15 protein-coding genes are annotated in these 14,735 nt (G+C 74.2%); 7 read left to right on the top strand and 8 right to left on the bottom strand.

Features of this window, described 5'->3' with window-relative positions; translation table 11 throughout:
- Window positions 1-107 precede the first annotated feature (107 nt).
- Entirely contained in the window at window positions 108-1,271 is a 1,164-nt protein-coding gene (locus tag ACZ55U_RS05035; RefSeq protein WP_465522524.1) for a magnesium and cobalt transport protein CorA, read from the bottom strand.
- Window positions 1,272-1,752: 481 nt separating this feature from the next.
- On the opposite strand from ACZ55U_RS05035, the gene ACZ55U_RS05030 reads away from it, so the two are divergent.
- A complete protein-coding gene (locus ACZ55U_RS05030) occupies window positions 1,753-3,159 on the top strand; it encodes an NAD(P)/FAD-dependent oxidoreductase (RefSeq protein WP_465522522.1) in 1,407 nt (468 codons plus the stop codon).
- A gap of 252 nt (window positions 3,160-3,411) precedes the next feature.
- On the opposite strand, the gene ACZ55U_RS05025 is transcribed toward ACZ55U_RS05030, so the two are convergent.
- Both ACZ55U_RS05025 and ACZ55U_RS05020 read right to left on the bottom strand, forming a co-directional pair.
- Window positions 3,412-3,705: a hypothetical protein gene (locus ACZ55U_RS05025; RefSeq protein WP_465522521.1), complete on the bottom strand. Its 294-nt coding sequence runs from the start codon at window positions 3,703-3,705 to the stop codon at window positions 3,412-3,414.
- 168 nt (window positions 3,706-3,873) lie between these two features.
- A complete protein-coding gene (locus ACZ55U_RS05020) occupies window positions 3,874-4,332 on the bottom strand; it encodes an ATP-grasp domain-containing protein (RefSeq protein ID WP_465522519.1) in 459 nt (152 codons plus the stop codon).
- Window positions 4,333-4,699: 367 nt separating this feature from the next.
- On the opposite strand from ACZ55U_RS05020, the gene ACZ55U_RS05015 reads away from it, so the two are divergent.
- Window positions 4,700-6,301, top strand: a complete 1,602-nt coding sequence (locus tag ACZ55U_RS05015) for an ABC-F family ATP-binding cassette domain-containing protein (RefSeq protein WP_465522517.1) — start codon at window positions 4,700-4,702, stop codon at window positions 6,299-6,301.
- Window positions 6,302-6,542: 241 nt separating this feature from the next.
- Here the strand turns inward: ACZ55U_RS05015 and ACZ55U_RS05010 are convergent, their stop codons facing one another.
- Together ACZ55U_RS05010 and ACZ55U_RS05005 are read right to left on the bottom strand one after the other, a co-directional pair.
- Entirely contained in the window at window positions 6,543-7,304 is a 762-nt protein-coding gene (locus tag ACZ55U_RS05010; protein WP_465522515.1) for a class I SAM-dependent methyltransferase, read from the bottom strand.
- Window positions 7,305-7,462: 158 nt separating this feature from the next.
- Window positions 7,463-7,639, bottom strand: coding sequence for a hypothetical protein (locus tag ACZ55U_RS05005; RefSeq protein ID WP_465522513.1), 177 nt, complete (start codon window positions 7,637-7,639; stop codon window positions 7,463-7,465).
- A 416-nt stretch (window positions 7,640-8,055) separates the two neighbouring features.
- Between ACZ55U_RS05005 and ACZ55U_RS05000 the strand changes: the two genes are divergently transcribed.
- The 5 genes from ACZ55U_RS05000 to ACZ55U_RS04980 all read left to right on the top strand — a co-directional run bounded on the left by ACZ55U_RS05000 (window position 8,056) and on the right by ACZ55U_RS04980 (window position 10,996).
- Window positions 8,056-8,829 carry a class I SAM-dependent methyltransferase gene (locus ACZ55U_RS05000; protein ID WP_465522511.1) on the top strand — a complete coding sequence of 258 codons (774 nt, stop codon included), beginning with the start codon at window positions 8,056-8,058 and terminating at the stop codon, window positions 8,827-8,829.
- Between the two features lie 139 nt (window positions 8,830-8,968).
- A complete protein-coding gene (locus tag ACZ55U_RS04995) occupies window positions 8,969-9,613 on the top strand; it encodes a TetR/AcrR family transcriptional regulator (RefSeq protein ID WP_465522509.1) in 645 nt (214 codons plus the stop codon).
- Complete coding sequence (locus ACZ55U_RS04990; protein WP_465522507.1) at window positions 9,610-10,248, top strand: VC0807 family protein; 639 nt, start codon at window positions 9,610-9,612, stop codon at window positions 10,246-10,248. The genes ACZ55U_RS04995 and ACZ55U_RS04990 overlap by 4 nt, the downstream gene beginning before the upstream one ends.
- A 260-nt stretch (window positions 10,249-10,508) precedes the next feature.
- Entirely contained in the window at window positions 10,509-10,760 is a 252-nt protein-coding gene (locus ACZ55U_RS04985; RefSeq protein ID WP_465522505.1) for a hypothetical protein, read from the top strand.
- Entirely contained in the window at window positions 10,757-10,996 is a 240-nt protein-coding gene (locus ACZ55U_RS04980) for a hypothetical protein (protein WP_465522503.1), read from the top strand. The genes ACZ55U_RS04985 and ACZ55U_RS04980 overlap by 4 nt, the downstream gene beginning before the upstream one ends.
- A gap of 399 nt (window positions 10,997-11,395) precedes the next feature.
- On the opposite strand, the gene ACZ55U_RS04975 is transcribed toward ACZ55U_RS04980, so the two are convergent.
- From ACZ55U_RS04975 to ACZ55U_RS04965, 3 genes are all read right to left on the bottom strand, one after another.
- Complete coding sequence (locus ACZ55U_RS04975) at window positions 11,396-12,613, bottom strand: glycosyltransferase (RefSeq protein WP_465522501.1); 1,218 nt, start codon at window positions 12,611-12,613, stop codon at window positions 11,396-11,398.
- Window positions 12,610-13,404: a MerR family transcriptional regulator gene (locus tag ACZ55U_RS04970; protein WP_465522499.1), complete on the bottom strand. Its 795-nt coding sequence runs from the start codon at window positions 13,402-13,404 to the stop codon at window positions 12,610-12,612. The genes ACZ55U_RS04975 and ACZ55U_RS04970 overlap by 4 nt, the downstream gene beginning before the upstream one ends.
- 105 nt (window positions 13,405-13,509) lie before the next feature.
- Window positions 13,510-14,628, bottom strand: coding sequence for a DUF6745 domain-containing protein (locus ACZ55U_RS04965; RefSeq protein WP_465522497.1), 1,119 nt, complete (start codon window positions 14,626-14,628; stop codon window positions 13,510-13,512).
- Window positions 14,629-14,735: the final 107 nt, after the last annotated feature.

Below are 14,735 nucleotides of genomic sequence, written 5' to 3'. Positions count from 1 at the left end.
ATCCGGCACACGGGTGAGGGCTGGCCCCTCACGTCAACGGGTGAGGGGCCACTCCACCGGCGAACCGGTCCGGCGGACGGGGCGCACCCACCGGAGGCGGGAGCCGGTCAGAGCCAGTCCCGCTTCTTGAAGATCAGGTACAGCCCCGTACAGACCAGGGCCATCAGCCCGATCGCGAACGGGTAGCCGAAGGCCCACTTGAGCTCCGGCATGATCTCGAAGTTCATCCCGTACACCGTGCCGATGAGCGTCGGCGCGAAGAGGATGGCCGCCCAGGAGGAGATCTTCTTGATCTCGTCGTTCTGCGCGTGCCCGGCCTCGGCGAGCTGCTTCATCTCCTCGTTCTGCCGCTGCGAGACCAGGGTCGCGTTGACGGCCAGGATGTTCTGGAGCATCTGCCGGAAGCCGTCCACCCGCTCGGCGGCGTAGGTGGCGTGGTCGGCGACGTCGCGCAGGTAGCGCTGGAGCTCGTCGTCGGTGCCGTACTTGTCGAAGCCCGCCTCCAGGCTCCGCATGATCTCCAGCAGCGGGCGGGTGGCCCGCTGGAACTCGATCACCTCGCGGGACAGTTCGTAGATGCGCCGGGAGACCTTCGGGTCCCCGCTGAACACCTCGGTCTCGATCTCGTCGATGTCGTGCTGGAGACCGGCGATCACCGGCGCGTAGCCGTCCACCACCGCGTCCAGCACCGCGTACAGCACCGCCTCCGGACCGAGCGCCAGCAGCTCCGGGTCGTCCTCCAGACGGCTGCGCACCGCGGAGAGGTCGGGGGCCTGGGAGTGGCGGACGGTGAGCACGAAGTCGGGGCCGATGAAGAGGTGGATCTCGCCGAAGTCGACCTCCTCCGCCTCGTCCAGGTAGCGGGCGGCGCGCAGCACCACGAACAGGGTGTCGCCGTAGCGCTCCAGCTTCGGCCGCTGGTGGGCGACGATGGCGTCCTCGACGGCCAGCTCGTGGAGGTTGAACCGGTCGGCGGCCTCCAGCAGCTGCGCCTCGGCGGGGCGGAACAGGCCGATCCAGGCCATCGTGCCGGGCCGGTCCGGCAGGGTGCGGAAGATGTCGGCGAGGTCGGCGGGCGCCTCGATCCGGCGACCGTCCCGGTAGACCGCCGCGTCCACGACGGAACGTTCCAGCCCCACCGGCGCGACGGGCTGGTCCGGGCGCGGGTCCATCGAGTGCTCGGGCGCCGGCTGGGTGTCCACGGGCCGGACGACGGAACGGGAGAACGGACGCTTGCTCGCGCGCACGGCGCGCACACGCCAGTCGGACATGGCGGGACCTCCACAGTGGGTATCCGGCCGCCGTGAAGGGAAGGGGGCGGGCCGGAGGCGCCCGGCCGGCCGCCACGCGCACGGCGCGACCGGCGGCGCCTCGCCGGGAGGACGAGGTCAGTGCCGCGCGGGAGCCGTACGGGAGGAGGTGTGCCGGGGGCCGCGAGTGGTGCGGGACAACCGGGGGCGGGGCCGACTTCGGCCCGTACTACTGCACTCCACGGCTCTCACCTCCTCGCTTCCGCGCGCTCACGCACCGAAGAGGCGCCAGCACAACCCCGTCGAGTCTAGTACCCACGCCGCGCGGACACCCATCGGGGCCCCTCGCCGCCCGGTCGCACACCGCGCCACCCGCCCGTGCCCGCGCCGGTGGAGGCGGTCCGGCCTCGCCCCGACCGGTCTCAACGACCCTTGCGCGCCTGAGCGTTCGTCCCCGGCGAAGCCGTCACGGGGAGGCACCCGCACCACTACGCTACGTGTCATGACTACTTCGGAGAGGGCCCCGGGGCGGGGTACTGCGGTGGTGATCGGCGGCGGGCTCGCGGGGATGGCGGCCGCGTGGGCGCTGCGCGGGTTCGCCGAGCGGATCGTCATGGTGGAGCGGGACCGGTACCCGGAGGGGGTCGAGTTCCGCGCCGGGGTGCCGCAGGGCCGGCACGCCCACCTGGTGCTGGAGGCCGGGCACCGGCTTCTGGAGGAGATGATGCCCGGCATCAAGCAGGAGCTGACGGCCGCGGGCGCGCGGCAGGTGTCGGCCTCGGACGTCCGGTGGCTCAGCTCCGCCGGCTGGCTGGCCGAGTACGACGCGCAGCTGAGGTTCCTCTCCTGCACCCGGCCGCTGCTGGACAAGTCCGTGCTGGCCCGGGTCCGCGCCCATCCCGCGATCGAGTTCCTGGAGGGGACGGACGTCGTCGGGCTGCTCGGCTCGGCGACCGCGGTGACCGGGGTGAAGGTCCGCGAGCGCGGTCCCGAGCGCGGCTCCGGGTCCGCCTCGGAGAGCGGCTCTGGGCGCGGCTCGGAGCCCGGCTCTGGGCGCGGGTCTGGGCGCGGTGAAGTCCGGGAGATTCCGGCCGAGTTGGTGGTGGACGCGGCGGGCCGCTCCAGCTCGGTGCCGAAGTGGCTCGCCGGACTGGGCTGCCGGCCGGTGCCCGAGGAGCGGGTGGACGCGGGCGTCGCCTACGCCTCCCGGATCTTCCACCGTCCGGCCGGATCCGACCTCGGCAACCGGGCGATCTACCTCCAGACCAAGGCACCGGACAGGCCGCGGATGGGCGTGCTGCTGCCGGTCGAGGGCGACCGCTGGATCGTCAGCCTCGCCGGTATGCGCGGCGCCGAACCGGCGGCCGACGAGGCGGGGTTCACCGAGCACCTGGGCATGCTGCGCGATCCGATGCTGGAGGACGTGCTGCGGGGCGCCGAACCGGCCGGCGAGGTGCGGGGCTTCCTGCCCGGTCCCGGCGTGCGCCGGCACTACGAGCGCAGCTGCCCGGACGGCCTGGTGGTGGTGGGCGACGCCGCGAGCACCTTCAACCCGGTGTACGGGCAGGGCGTCACCGTCGCCCTGTTCTGCGCCCGGGAACTGCGCCGGACCGCGAAGCGACACGGCGGCATCGGGCATGCCACGGCGCGGGCCGCGCGCCGTGCGGTGGCGGCGGCCTCCAAGATCCCCTGGATGATCTCCTGCACCGAGGACGCCCGCTTCCGCGCCACCACCGGCGCGCCCTCCGGCGCCCTGGTCGGGCTCCAGCACCGGTTCTTCGACAAGGTGCTGGCCGGCAGCACCCGGGACCCGGCGGTCACCGCGGCGTTCCACGAGGTGATGTCGCTGGTGGCGCCGCCGTCGCTGCTGTTCCGGCCGTCGGTGCTCGGGGTGGTGCTGCGGAGCTGAGCGGCGAGGCGGTCGCCGCTTCCTGGTCGGGGGCGCGCTTGGTACAGGGGGTCACGGGGGCATCCTGGACGGGTTCTGCGCTCCCGCGCCGGAGGAACGGGCGCTCGACGGGGCGGCGCTCGACGGGGCGGCCGTCCCGGGCTTCCGGTGCTCGCGATGCGGTCCGCGCTCGGGCGGCGCTGCTGCGGGCGGCTCGGCACCACCCGCCGGCGCGGCGCCGTCCTCGGGGCCGGGTTGCCCGCTCGGACCGCACTACTCGGCGAGGTGTGCGGCCACGTACGGCAGGGCCACCTGCTCCAGACCGCGCCGACCGAGGGCGGGGTGGACATCGGCCTCGAAGACCACCCCGCCGTTCTCGGCGGCGAGGTCCACTCCCGCGAGGTCGAGCCCCAGGGACGCGGCGGCCGCGATGGCCGACTCCGCGAGTCCGTCCGGGAGTTCGCTGTAGTCCAGCAACCTGGGGACGGCGCCGCGGCTCTCGTCGCAGGGTGTGTCCGGGTCCGTCTGGACGAGTTCGACCACCCGGACCACGCGCCCGTACAGCACCACCACCCGGTACAGATGGCGGCGTCCGTCCGGGAGGAAGTTGCCTGCGTCACGGGCGATCAGCCACTCCGTTCCGGACCGCGCGTAGTGCCCCGCGACGGCGGCGAGCCGACAGCGGGTGGTGACGCGGAAGACGTCGTCACCACCCGCCCCGACGCGGGGCAGGGTCTAGACGTCGCCGCCGAGTTCCGCGAAGGCCTCCGCGACGGTCTCCGCACTCGGCCGGGAGAGCACGATGCCGGGCACGTGCGGCACGCCGTCCCGCACGAAGCGGGCGACGGTGACGTCCTTCTCGGTGGCCGCCCGCCACGCCTCGGCGTCGCTGCCGAGCGAGCGCACACCGTGTCCGCGCAACTGCCGCTGGCAGTCGGCGAAGGCGCGGCGCCGCCGCGGCGGGATCTCGTAGACGATCACCGTGTCGGCGACCACGCTCCGGCCGCCGGCCACCAGCCGGATCCCGCCCGTGTCCTCGGGCTCGATCCGGCCGCTGCCGCCCACCATGAAGTGCCGGGCGTCCAGTTGCACGGGCTCCCGGCCGGTCAGCGTCCGCGCGGCGGCGGCGAGCACCTGCCGGCTGCCCTCGGTCGAGCTGTGATCGGTCAGAAGTACGAGATCGCGTCGGGGCATGCGGACATGGAAGCGAACGAGGCATGGCCACGACAAGGCGGCCCGGCGCGCCACCGCGCGGGCAGGCTGTCCGAAACCGTGCCGGCGCCTCCCCTGACAGGCGACGGACATTCTCGCGACGCCCGGCCTTCCCGCAGGCGCCGGCGGTTCGCCCACCGGTCCCGGTGGCTCGCCCACCGGCCCCGGCGAGTCGCTCACGGCCCTGGCGCCCCGGATGCGCGCCGCGTCAGCCGCGCCGCCCAATTCGGATGCGCCCCACCCGCCCGGCCGGTAGCCTGCCTCGCATGTCTACGCCCCGAATTTCCTAGCCGACGGACCCACTTCCACGCCACCCGTGTGTCCGCTAGCCGTTTCGGAGCGTTATCCCATGATCACCACCCGTGGTGTCGACGTGCGCGTCGGCGCCCGCCTGCTGCTGTCCGACGTCACCCTGCACATCGCCCCCGGCGACCGGATCGGCCTGGTCGGCCGCAACGGCGCCGGCAAGACCACCCTGCTCGCCACCCTGGCCGGGCAGCTGGCGCCCGCCACCGGCACGGTCACCCGGACCGGGGCCGTCGGCTACCTCCCCCAGGACTCCCGGGCCGCCGACCCGTCGGTCACCGTCACCGACCGCATCCTGTCCGCCCGCGACCTGGACACCGCCGTCCGCGCCCTGCGGGCCGCCGAGACGGCCATGGCCCGCGCCGGGTCGCCCGCCGAGGAACGCCGGGCGATGGACGCCTACGTGCGCGCCGAGGCCGCGTTCCAGTCCCGGGGCGGCTACGCCGCCGAGGCCGAAGCGGCGCGGGTCGCGGCCGGGCTCGGCCTGCCCGCCCGGGTGATGGACTCCCCCGTCGGCACGCTCTCCGGCGGCCAGCGCCGCCGGGTCGAACTGGCCCGCATCCTGTTCGCCGACCACGGCACCCTGCTGCTGGACGAGCCGACCAACCACCTGGACGCCGACTCCGTCGCCTGGCTGCGCGGTTTCCTCGCCGCCCACCAGGGCGGGTTGGTGCTGATCAGCCATGACCTCGGACTGCTCGCCGAGACCGTCAACCGGGTCTTCCACCTGGACCCGCAGCGCGCCACGATCGACGTCCACAACACCGGCTGGCAGGCCTACCTGACCCAGCGCGCCGCCGACGAGCGCCGCCGCACCCGGGAGCGGGCCAACGCCGAACGCAAGGCCGCCGCCCTGCACGCCCAGGCCGACCGGATGCGGGCCAACGTCGCCACCGCGACCACCGCTCGCAGCATGGCCCGCCGGGCCGACCGGATGCTCGCGGAACTCGAACCCGTCCGGCAGGCCGAGCGCACCGCCCGCATCCGGCTGCCCGAGCCCGCCCCCTGCGGCCGGATGCCGCTCGGCGCGATCAGCCTCGCCAAGTCCTACGGCGGCCGGACGGTCCTGAACGGCCTGGACCTGGCCGTGGACCGCGGCAGCCGGCTGGTCGTGCTCGGTCTGAACGGAGCCGGCAAGACCACCCTGCTGCGCGTCCTGGCGGGCCGGGAGGCTCCGGACTCCGGCCGCGTCGTGCCCGGGCCCGGCCTGCGGCTCGGCTACTTCGCCCAGGAGCACGACACCCTCGACCCGGCCCTCAGCGTGCGCGACAACCTCGCCCAGGCCGCGCCCGGTCTCACCGACGGCGAACTGCGGCACGTGCTCGGCGCGTTCCTCTTCCGGGGCGACGACGCCGACAAGCCGGCCGGCGTGCTGTCCGGCGGGGAGAAGACCCGGCTCGCGCTGGCCGGCCTGGTGCACTCCGGCGCCAATGTCCTGCTGCTGGACGAGCCGACCAACAACCTCGACCCGGCCTCCCGCGCGGAGGTCCTGGCGGCGGTCGGCACGTATCCGGGCGCGATCGTGATGGTCACCCACGACCCGGGCGCCATCGAGGCCCTGCGGCCGGACCGGGTGCTGCTCCTGCCGGACGGCGACGAGGACCTCTGGCACGACGCGTACCTGGAGTTGGTCGCGCAGTCCTGAGGGCGGGAGCCGGCCGGGCCCGCCGAGGCTCCGTTCGGCCCGCCGGGGGCCCTTTTCGGGCTCCCGGCGGGCCTTACGGGCTCTGGGCGGGCTTGCGGTGGTGGGCCGTGTATGGGGTTGTGTATGGGGTTTTCTATGCGGGCTCCGTACCGGCTCCCAGTGGGCGGACATCGCCGTGCCGGGGTGGAAACCTCCGTACGGGCGGCAGCCTCCGTGCCCGGAGCGGACGCATTCGGGCCGGCTACGGCTTGCGTGCCTCGATCAGGAAGCGCGCCGAGTGGGCCACGAACGGCCCCTCGGCGCGGATCAGCGCGTCCAGCTCGCGCAGCCGGTCACGGTACGCGGCCACGGTGAAATCGGGGACCATCCAGATCACCTTGCGCAGGAAGTACACCACCGCCCCGATGTCGCGGAACTCCATCCGCAGCCGCTCGGAGCGCAGGTCCACCACTTCCAACCCGGCCGCCTCCGCCTCGCCGCTCTCCAGCTCGGGGCGGCGGCCCTCGCGTGCCGCCGGTTGCGGCCCGAGGAAGTACTCGACCAGCTCGAAGGCGGACGCCGGGCCCACGTGCTGGGCGAAGTAGGTGCCGCCGGGCCGCAGCACCCGGGCGATCTCCGTCCACCAGGCCCGCACCGGGTGCCGGCTGCTGACCAGGTCGAAGTCCTCGTCGGCGAACGGCAGGGGCGGCTCGTCCGGGTCCGCGACCACCACCGCGCCCAGCGGGTGCAGCAGCCGCGTGGCGCGGGCCAGGTTGGGCGGCCAGGACTCGGTGGCCGCGAGCACGGGCGGGCTTCCGCCCAGCCGTACGGCGCCGGCGAGTACCTCGCCGCCACCGGTCTGGACGTCCAGCGCCGCCGTCGCCCTGCCCAACCGTCCGGCCAGCAACCGCTGGTAGCCCCAGGAGGGCCGCTCCTCGGCGGCCCGGCCGTCCAGCCAGGAGAAGTCCCAGCCATCCACGGACACGGACTCCGCCTCGCTGATCAGCTCTTCGAAGGTGCGCATGCCCGCATCATCGCGGCGACGGTGCCACCGGGCCAGTGGGATTGCTCGCCGCCCGTCTCCTGCGCCGGCCGGGGCGGTCTGGCCTGTTGGGGCGGGTCGGCCCATGCACCGGTCGGGCCCGTCGGACTCCTGGGAATGGCCCGGTCCCGTCCGGACGGTCAGCGGCGTCGAGTCGACTGGGAGTCCGGCAGGTACCGGCGGACGGCGCCCTCCCGCAGCTCCCGATGCCCGGCGGCGAACAGCCCGCTCACCGTTTCCGAGCCACCGCCGTCCGCCTCGAAGGCGACCAGGAAGGAGACCAGGACACCCGGCTCCTCCCCGCACTGGCGCTCCACCAGCCACAGCTCCCCCGCAGGCCAGAACCGGCCCCCCAATCCCACCAACTGCCCGCCGGCAGCTCGACAACCCCGGCCGCCGCCCCTGCCGGCCGTTCGGGCTGTCCGGGCTGTCCGGGCTGTCCGCGTCGCCCCGACCATCCGGGCCGACCCAGGCGCCGCCGCTGCGTGAGGCGGAAGCCCGTCCGACCGCTCCTCGCCCGCCACCCGTTGGACGCCTCCTTCCCCTCCGCGGTCCCGAAAACCGGTACCCCGCTCGACGCGCCCGGGCGAGGATTGCGCCGTGGCGAACGGGCCGGTCACCACCGCCCGCTCGGGGCCGCACCGTGGCCGGGCCGTGCCGTCGCCACGCCGCCCGTACCAGTCCCGACGGCCACGTTGCCGCGTCCACCGCCCTCCCGTGGAGACCTGCCGCCATGACCCAGTCCGACCTCGGCCGCTTCTACGACGATTTCGCCGACGGCTACCACCTGCTCTACGCCGACTGGAACGCCTCGATCGCCCGCCAGGGCTCCGCTCTGGACGCCCTGATCCGCACTCACCTCGGCGACGGTCCAGCCGAGGTGCTGGACTGCGCGTGTGGCATCGGCACCCAGGCGGTCGGCCTGGCCGCGCTCGGCCACCGCGTCACCGGCACCGACCTCAGCCCGGCCGCCGCCGCCCGCGCCACCGCAGAGGCGGCCGAACGCGGACTCCGACTGCCGACCGCCGCCGCCGACATGCGCGAACTCCCCTTTCCGGACGACCGGTTCGACGTCGTCGTCTGCGCAGACAACTCGCTGCCCCATCTGCTGACGGCCGATGGCGTCCGCACCGCGCTCGGCGAGATGCGGCGGGTTCTGCGCCCGAACGGACTGCTGCTGGTCACCACCCGCCCGTACGACGAGCTGCGCCGCAACCGTCCCGCATCCACGGCGCCGCAGACCGCCGAGCACGACGGCCGCCGGTCGGTCGTCTTCCAGCTCTGGCAGTGGCACGAGGACGGCGAGCGGTACGACCTGGAGCTCTTCCGGCTCCTGCCGGACGACACCGGTCAGTGGCAGGTCTCCGTCCGCCGCTCCACCTACTGGGCCCTCGTCCAGGGCGAGTTGAGCACCTTCGCCACCGAAGTGGGCCTGTCCGGCGTCCGCTGGGAGCAGCCCGCCGACACCGGCTTCTTCCAGCCCGTCCTGATCGCCCGGGCACCCTGACACCCACCGGCCCCGCAGCCGACGGGCCGCAGCCGACGGGGTCGCTGTCGCCGGGGATCCGCCCGCCGCATCCGTTCGCGCGTTTGCGGCAGGGCACTTCCGCGCCCACGGTTTTGCCGATCCATGTTAATTTTTACTCATGCGAGTAAATCCTGACCCCGCACCGCCCGGCCGCGGCTCCGGCCGGAGCCTCACCACCGATGCCCGACGCGCCCAGATCGTCGCCGCCACGATCGAAACCGTGGCCGAACTCGGATACGCCCGCGCCTCGTTCGCCCAGATCGCGAAGCGGGCGAAGCTCTCCAGCGTGCGGCTGATCTCGTACCACTTCGAGGACAAGGAGGACCTCTTCCAGGCCCTCGTCGACACCGTCCAGGAGGCGGCCCGGGCCTTCATGCAGCCCCGCATCCAGGCGCGCCCGGAACCCGCCGCACAGTTGTCCGCCTACATCGAGGCGAACCTGGAGTTCCTGGCGGAACACCCGGTCGAGGTGCGGGCCCTGGTGGACGTCCTCGCCAACGCCCGCCGGGAGGACGGCAGTCCACTGGTCAGCTCGGCCGGTTTCGACACCCCCGTGGCGCGGCTGGTCGAGCACCTGCGGAACGGGCAGCTCAGCGGCGACTTCCGCCCGTTCGACGCCGAGGCGATGGCCACCGCGATCCGCGCCTCGATCGACGCGGCCGCCAACCGGCTGTCCGCCGGGGACGAGTTCGACGCCCGGGCCTACGGGCGCGAACTGGTCACCCTGTTCACGCTCGCGACCAGGAACGTGGAGGCGAAGTGACCCTGCACGCCGCCCCGCGCCGCGCCGCCGCCCTGTTACCCCTGCTGATCGATCTCGGCCTGCCACTCCTCTTCTACTACGGGCTGCGCACGGTGGGCGTGGACCAGTGGTGGTCACTGCTCTGGTCCGCCGCCGTACCCGCCGTCACCGTGGTGGTACGGCTGGTCCGGACCCGCCGCGTCGACTTCCCGGCCCTGCTGGTCCTCAGCATGATCCTGCTCGGCCTGGTGCTGTCCGCACTCACCGGAGACGCCCGCACCCTGCTGATCCGCGAAGCCTGGACGGGCATGCTCGGCGGGCTCATCGGAATCTGGCTGCTGGCCTCGGTCGCCTACGGCCGCCCGGCCCTGATGGTCGTATTCCGGTCCTTCGTACGGGCCAAGGCCGGCGAAGACGGGTTGCGCGCCTGGGAGGACCGCTGGGAGCAGGAGGCCGTGTTCCGCCACGGTCTCCGGGTGCTCACGGCCGTCTGGGGCACCGCCAGCCTGCTCAACGCCCTTGCCCAGCTGGCCTTCGCCTACCTCCTTCCTGTCGATGCCGCTCCGGCCGCCATGAACCTGAGCTGGCCGGTGATCGTCACGCCGCTGCTCCTGTTCCACCTCGGGTACACCAAGCGCCACGGCCTGCGGGCCTGACCGGATGGACCGAGCCGTGAGCCCGCGACGCTCACCGACGTGCCGCCAATTCCTCTCCCTCTCCCTGTTCTCCGTCCTCGGCAGCGCGCGATCGGCCGACGGGTCGGCCGTCTTCGCCGAGACGCGCACCTGCTCGCACCGTGCCGGCTCACTCGTCGACCCGTCGATGCAGCACCTGTGCACCCCGTGCGAGGGCACGGGACTGCTGCCCGCCTACCTGCGCACTCCGGCCGGACCGGCCCAGGCTCCGCCCCGCCCTCGTGCTCGTCAACGGCAGCGACGCCCAGAAACTCGACCTCTACTGCTGCGGTGCCCGCGCCGCGTTCGAACGCGGCTGGAACGTCCTCGTCCTGGAAGGGCCCGGCCAGGGCGCCCTGCCCTTCGAACACGGCATCCCGTTCCGGCCCGATTGGAGACACGTCATCCGCCCGGTCCTCGACCACCTCCTCCGCTCTCCGCTCGTCCCGCCCCTCGTCGCCCCCGACCGGATCGCGATGACCGGATCGCCATGACCGGCTGGAGCATGAGCGGCATCCTGGCCATTCGTGCCACGGCCTTCGAACCCCGTCTCGCCGCCGTAGTCGCAGACCCGGGCGCCGTCGACAACTGGCTCGGCGGGCCCGGGATCTGCACCGGCTCGTCGACGGAACCAGCAGCACCGCCAGCCCGGGCGGCACTGCCGCTGGCGACGGCAGCCCCAGTGACCCTGCCCCCGGCCGACCGGGAGGCCGTCAACCGGCTCTGGTGACAGACCGCCCTCCCGGAGCTCGGCCCCACCACTCCCCTCCTGGCCACGCACGCCGAGACCTTCGGCACCCGGGTTCCTCCGCGACGCCCGCGCCGGACGCGCACTCCAGGACTTCTGGGAACCCACCCCGACCATCCGACGGTTCCGCTGTGATGACATGGCCCACCTCGTCACCTGCCTGGTCCTGGTCCTCGGCTACGAGGCCGAAACCCTCGTCCCGGGCCAGGACACCCGGCTCTACCACCTCCTCCGTTCTCCCGAACACACACCGTCCTCATCGCCGCCCAAGACGCAGGCGACCACTGCGCCCCGTGGCGCCACAGCTCAGCAACACCGCGGTGCTCGGCGGGCTGGAACGGACCCTGGCGTGGGGCCCCTCAGCCGTCCGCCTCTCACCCCCTATCCGCCCAACGCCACCACCGCCTCCACGACCCGCCCCGCGCCGTCCTCCTTGGCCATCGCACGGGCCGCCTCCTGCGCCCGCTCACGCAGCCGCTGCTGCGCGACGGCCTTGCGGATGGCCTCCGCCAGCCGGTCGGCGGTGAGGTCGGCGAACCGGAGCGGAGCCGTCCCGGCGCCGAGCCTGGTGAGCCGGTCCGCCCAGAAGGGCTGGTCCGCCGCCACCGGGACGGGCACGCTCGGCACTCCCGCCCGCAGCACCGCGGCCGCCGTACCCGCACCCGCGTGGTGCACGACCGCCGCCATGCGCGGGAACAACCGGGCGTGCGGCAGTTCGCCCACCGCCAGCACGTCGTCGCCCTCCCCGGCGATCCCGGCCCAGCCCGCCTGCACCACGCCCCGGCCCCCGGCCCGCCGCAGGGCCTCCACCACCAACGCGCTCAGCCGCTCGCCCTGCCCCGCCGCCATGCTCCCGAAGCCGATGAACACCGGCGGCGGTCCGGCCCGCAGGAAGGCCTCGACCTCGGTCGGCAGCTGGTAGCCGTCCGCCACGTACGGCCACCAGTTGCCGACGACCCGCAGTCCCCTCCGCCAGTCGGCCGGTCGGGGCACGAGGTGCGGGCTGAATCCGTGCAGCACCGGCCAGTCCGCCCGTCCCACCGCCCTCCGGCGGGCGGTCTGGGCGACTGCCGGGAGGCCCAGCCGCGACCGCAACCGGCGTGCGGCCTCGGCATGCAGACGGTCGACGACCCGCTGGCCGAGCGCCCCCGCCGCCCGGTTGCCCCAGCTGCCCAGGGAGCGGCCGCCCCCGACGACCGGCGGGAACTCCCTCGTCGGCAGGGTGGGTTGCAGGTAGACCCCCATGCTGGGCACACCCATCGCCTCCGCGAGGTGCCATCCCAACGGCGCGGTGGTGGTGCTCAGCAGGAGCAGGTCGGCTCCGGGCGCAGCGGCGTCCATGAGCCCGTCGCCCAGCTGCCCGATGAAGGCGGCGGCCCGCGCCAGCAGTTCGGAGCGCCCGCGGGGTGACCCGGTGCCCGTTCCGCGCGGGTCGGCCGGGAGCGGGCGGAAGCCGAGGCCGCTGTCGGCCACCAGCTCGCGGAAGGTCTCGGGCGCCGCGAGCGCCACCTCGTGCCCCGCGCCGCGCAGGCGGGCGCCGAGCCCGGTGTAGGGAGCGACATCACCGTGGGAGCCGGCGGCCATGACGAGGATCCTCACCCGGCCGCCTCCGGTCCGCCCGCGCCGTGCCGCTCGGCGTTGGCGCCGATCGCCGTACGGAGGTAGCCGGCCAGTCCCGGGCGCTGGTCGACCGGCGGGACGACGAGGGCGAAGGCGCGGGCGTCCGCCTCGTAGTCGTCGGCGATCCGGCAGTGCATCTCCGGCGGGCAGGGCGTGAACCACCGGGTGATGTGCTGCCGGTGCTCCTCGGCGAGCTCCAGCAGTGTCCGATGGTCGGCCGGCAATCCCTCGTCGAAGGCCTCCAGCAGTCGACCTCGCCATTCGGCGGCCTCCGCCATCAGCTGCTGCCAGTCCTCCTTGGAGTGGGTGGCGGCACGGGCCAGCGCCTCCTGGTGACTGTCCCGCTCGCCCCACTTCAGGTGGGCGTCGGCGGCGTAGCTGAGGTCGAAGACGACGTCGCCGAAGACCTCGAAGCGCTCCTCCGGGGTCAGCTCGACCCCGGTGCGCTGCACCTCGATGGCCCGCTCGGCGACGTCGACGAGCTTCTGCAACCGGGCGATCTGCTCGGTGAGCACCTGACGCCGCGCCAGCAGGTGGTCCAGCGCGCTGGCCTGCGGGTCCGCCAGGATGTCGGCGATCTCGTCGAGCGGGAAGCCGAGCTCCCGGTAGAAGAGGATCTGCTGGAGCCTGGCGAGGTCCGCACCGTTGTAGAGCCGGTAGCCGGCCGGGCTTCGCTCACTGGGCGAGAGCAGCCCGGACCGGTCGTAGTGGTGCAGGGTCCGGATCGTGACTCCGGCGAAGCCGGAGACTTGTCCCACCGACCAGCTCATGCGTCCCTCCGATCATCCGTTCGTTCGCTGCGCCCCACCGTGCGGCCTGACGTGGGGTAAGGGTCAACACGCGCAGCTCGCTCCGGATGCCGGAGGCGTCCGTGGTCAGGTCTCGCGCTGCGGGTGGTAGGCGGACTCGGGTATGCCGAAGGTCCAGGCGACCCCAGCACGCGCGGTGCGGGTGGTCGGGGGGACGCGCAGCCAGTAGGTGCGGTGGGTGCCGTCCGGTTCGGGGGTGGAGTTGACCACCTCGACCATCACCACCGGCTCGTCGTCGGGCAGGACGATCCGCCAGAGCACACCGGTCTCGTCCCGGTGGACGGGCTCGGCACCGGAGTCGGCGAGGTAGCGCTCGTAGCCGTAGTGCTCCAGCAGGACGCGGCGCAGCTCGGCGTTCTCCTCGGTGCGAATCCGCTCGACCGTCACCTCGGCCAGGCCCGCCAGGAACTCCGGCGGGACGGGCATGCCGCGCCAGGCGTGGAGGGCGAAGCCGTCGGCGTACTCCAGGGCGGGCCCGTCCGCCCGGTCAAGCCGCCCGGCCTCGTCACGGTGCAGGGCCGTCGGCCGTTCGCTGAGCAGGGCCACGCCGCGGTAGGGCCACCACCAGCCGACCTCCCAGGCCAGCTCGGCGAGTGGTGCGACCGCCTCGGCACTCGTGCCGGCGGCCTCGAAGGCGGCGAACCACGGCGCGTCGTGCTGGCCGCGCACGGCGTCCAGCAGGGCGAGCCGGACGGTGGTGCGGCGGGCCCGCGCCGCCTCGGCCACGGCGGTGTCGGCCTCCTGGTCGGCCTCGGGGGCGAGCCGGTCGAGCACGGCGTTGCGCAGCCGGTCGGCGAGCGGGGTGGTGACCGGGCCGAGTTCGCCGCCCGTGAGGGCCCAGTGACCCGCCCACCCGGTGGTGCCGACCTGCTCGACGGCCCTGCGCCGGGCCTCCTCCCAAGGCCGGGTGCGCACGGCCTCGCGCACGCTCTCCGCGCCGGCGGCCCGCAGCTCCAGCGCCACCTCGGTCGCGGCGAGCGGCGAACCGAACCAGTGGACCGCCTCGGGCTCGGGCAGTCCCGCCGCCCGGTAGGCGGCCCGGACGGCGCGTTCGGCCACCGCCCGGTCGCCCGTCCCGGTGGCCGCCGCGGCCGCCCGCCAGCGGGCCGTGACCCCGGCCGGCCCGGGCAGTTCCCGCGCGCCCGTGCGTCCGCCGTGGACCTCGTCGTGGATCACCGTCTCCATCCCTGCTCCGTTCCCGGTCGGGCTCCCGCCCGCCGTCCGTTCCCGTTCCGGGCCGCGGCCCCGGCCGCGCCCCGCCCTCGTGCCCCGTCGTGGTCCGCCCCTTTCGG

Source organism: Kitasatospora sp. NPDC034533 (genome assembly GCF_055575155.1).
Note: the sequence above shows the minus strand (reverse complement) of the source record. Positions and strands in the feature narration are given on the sequence as shown.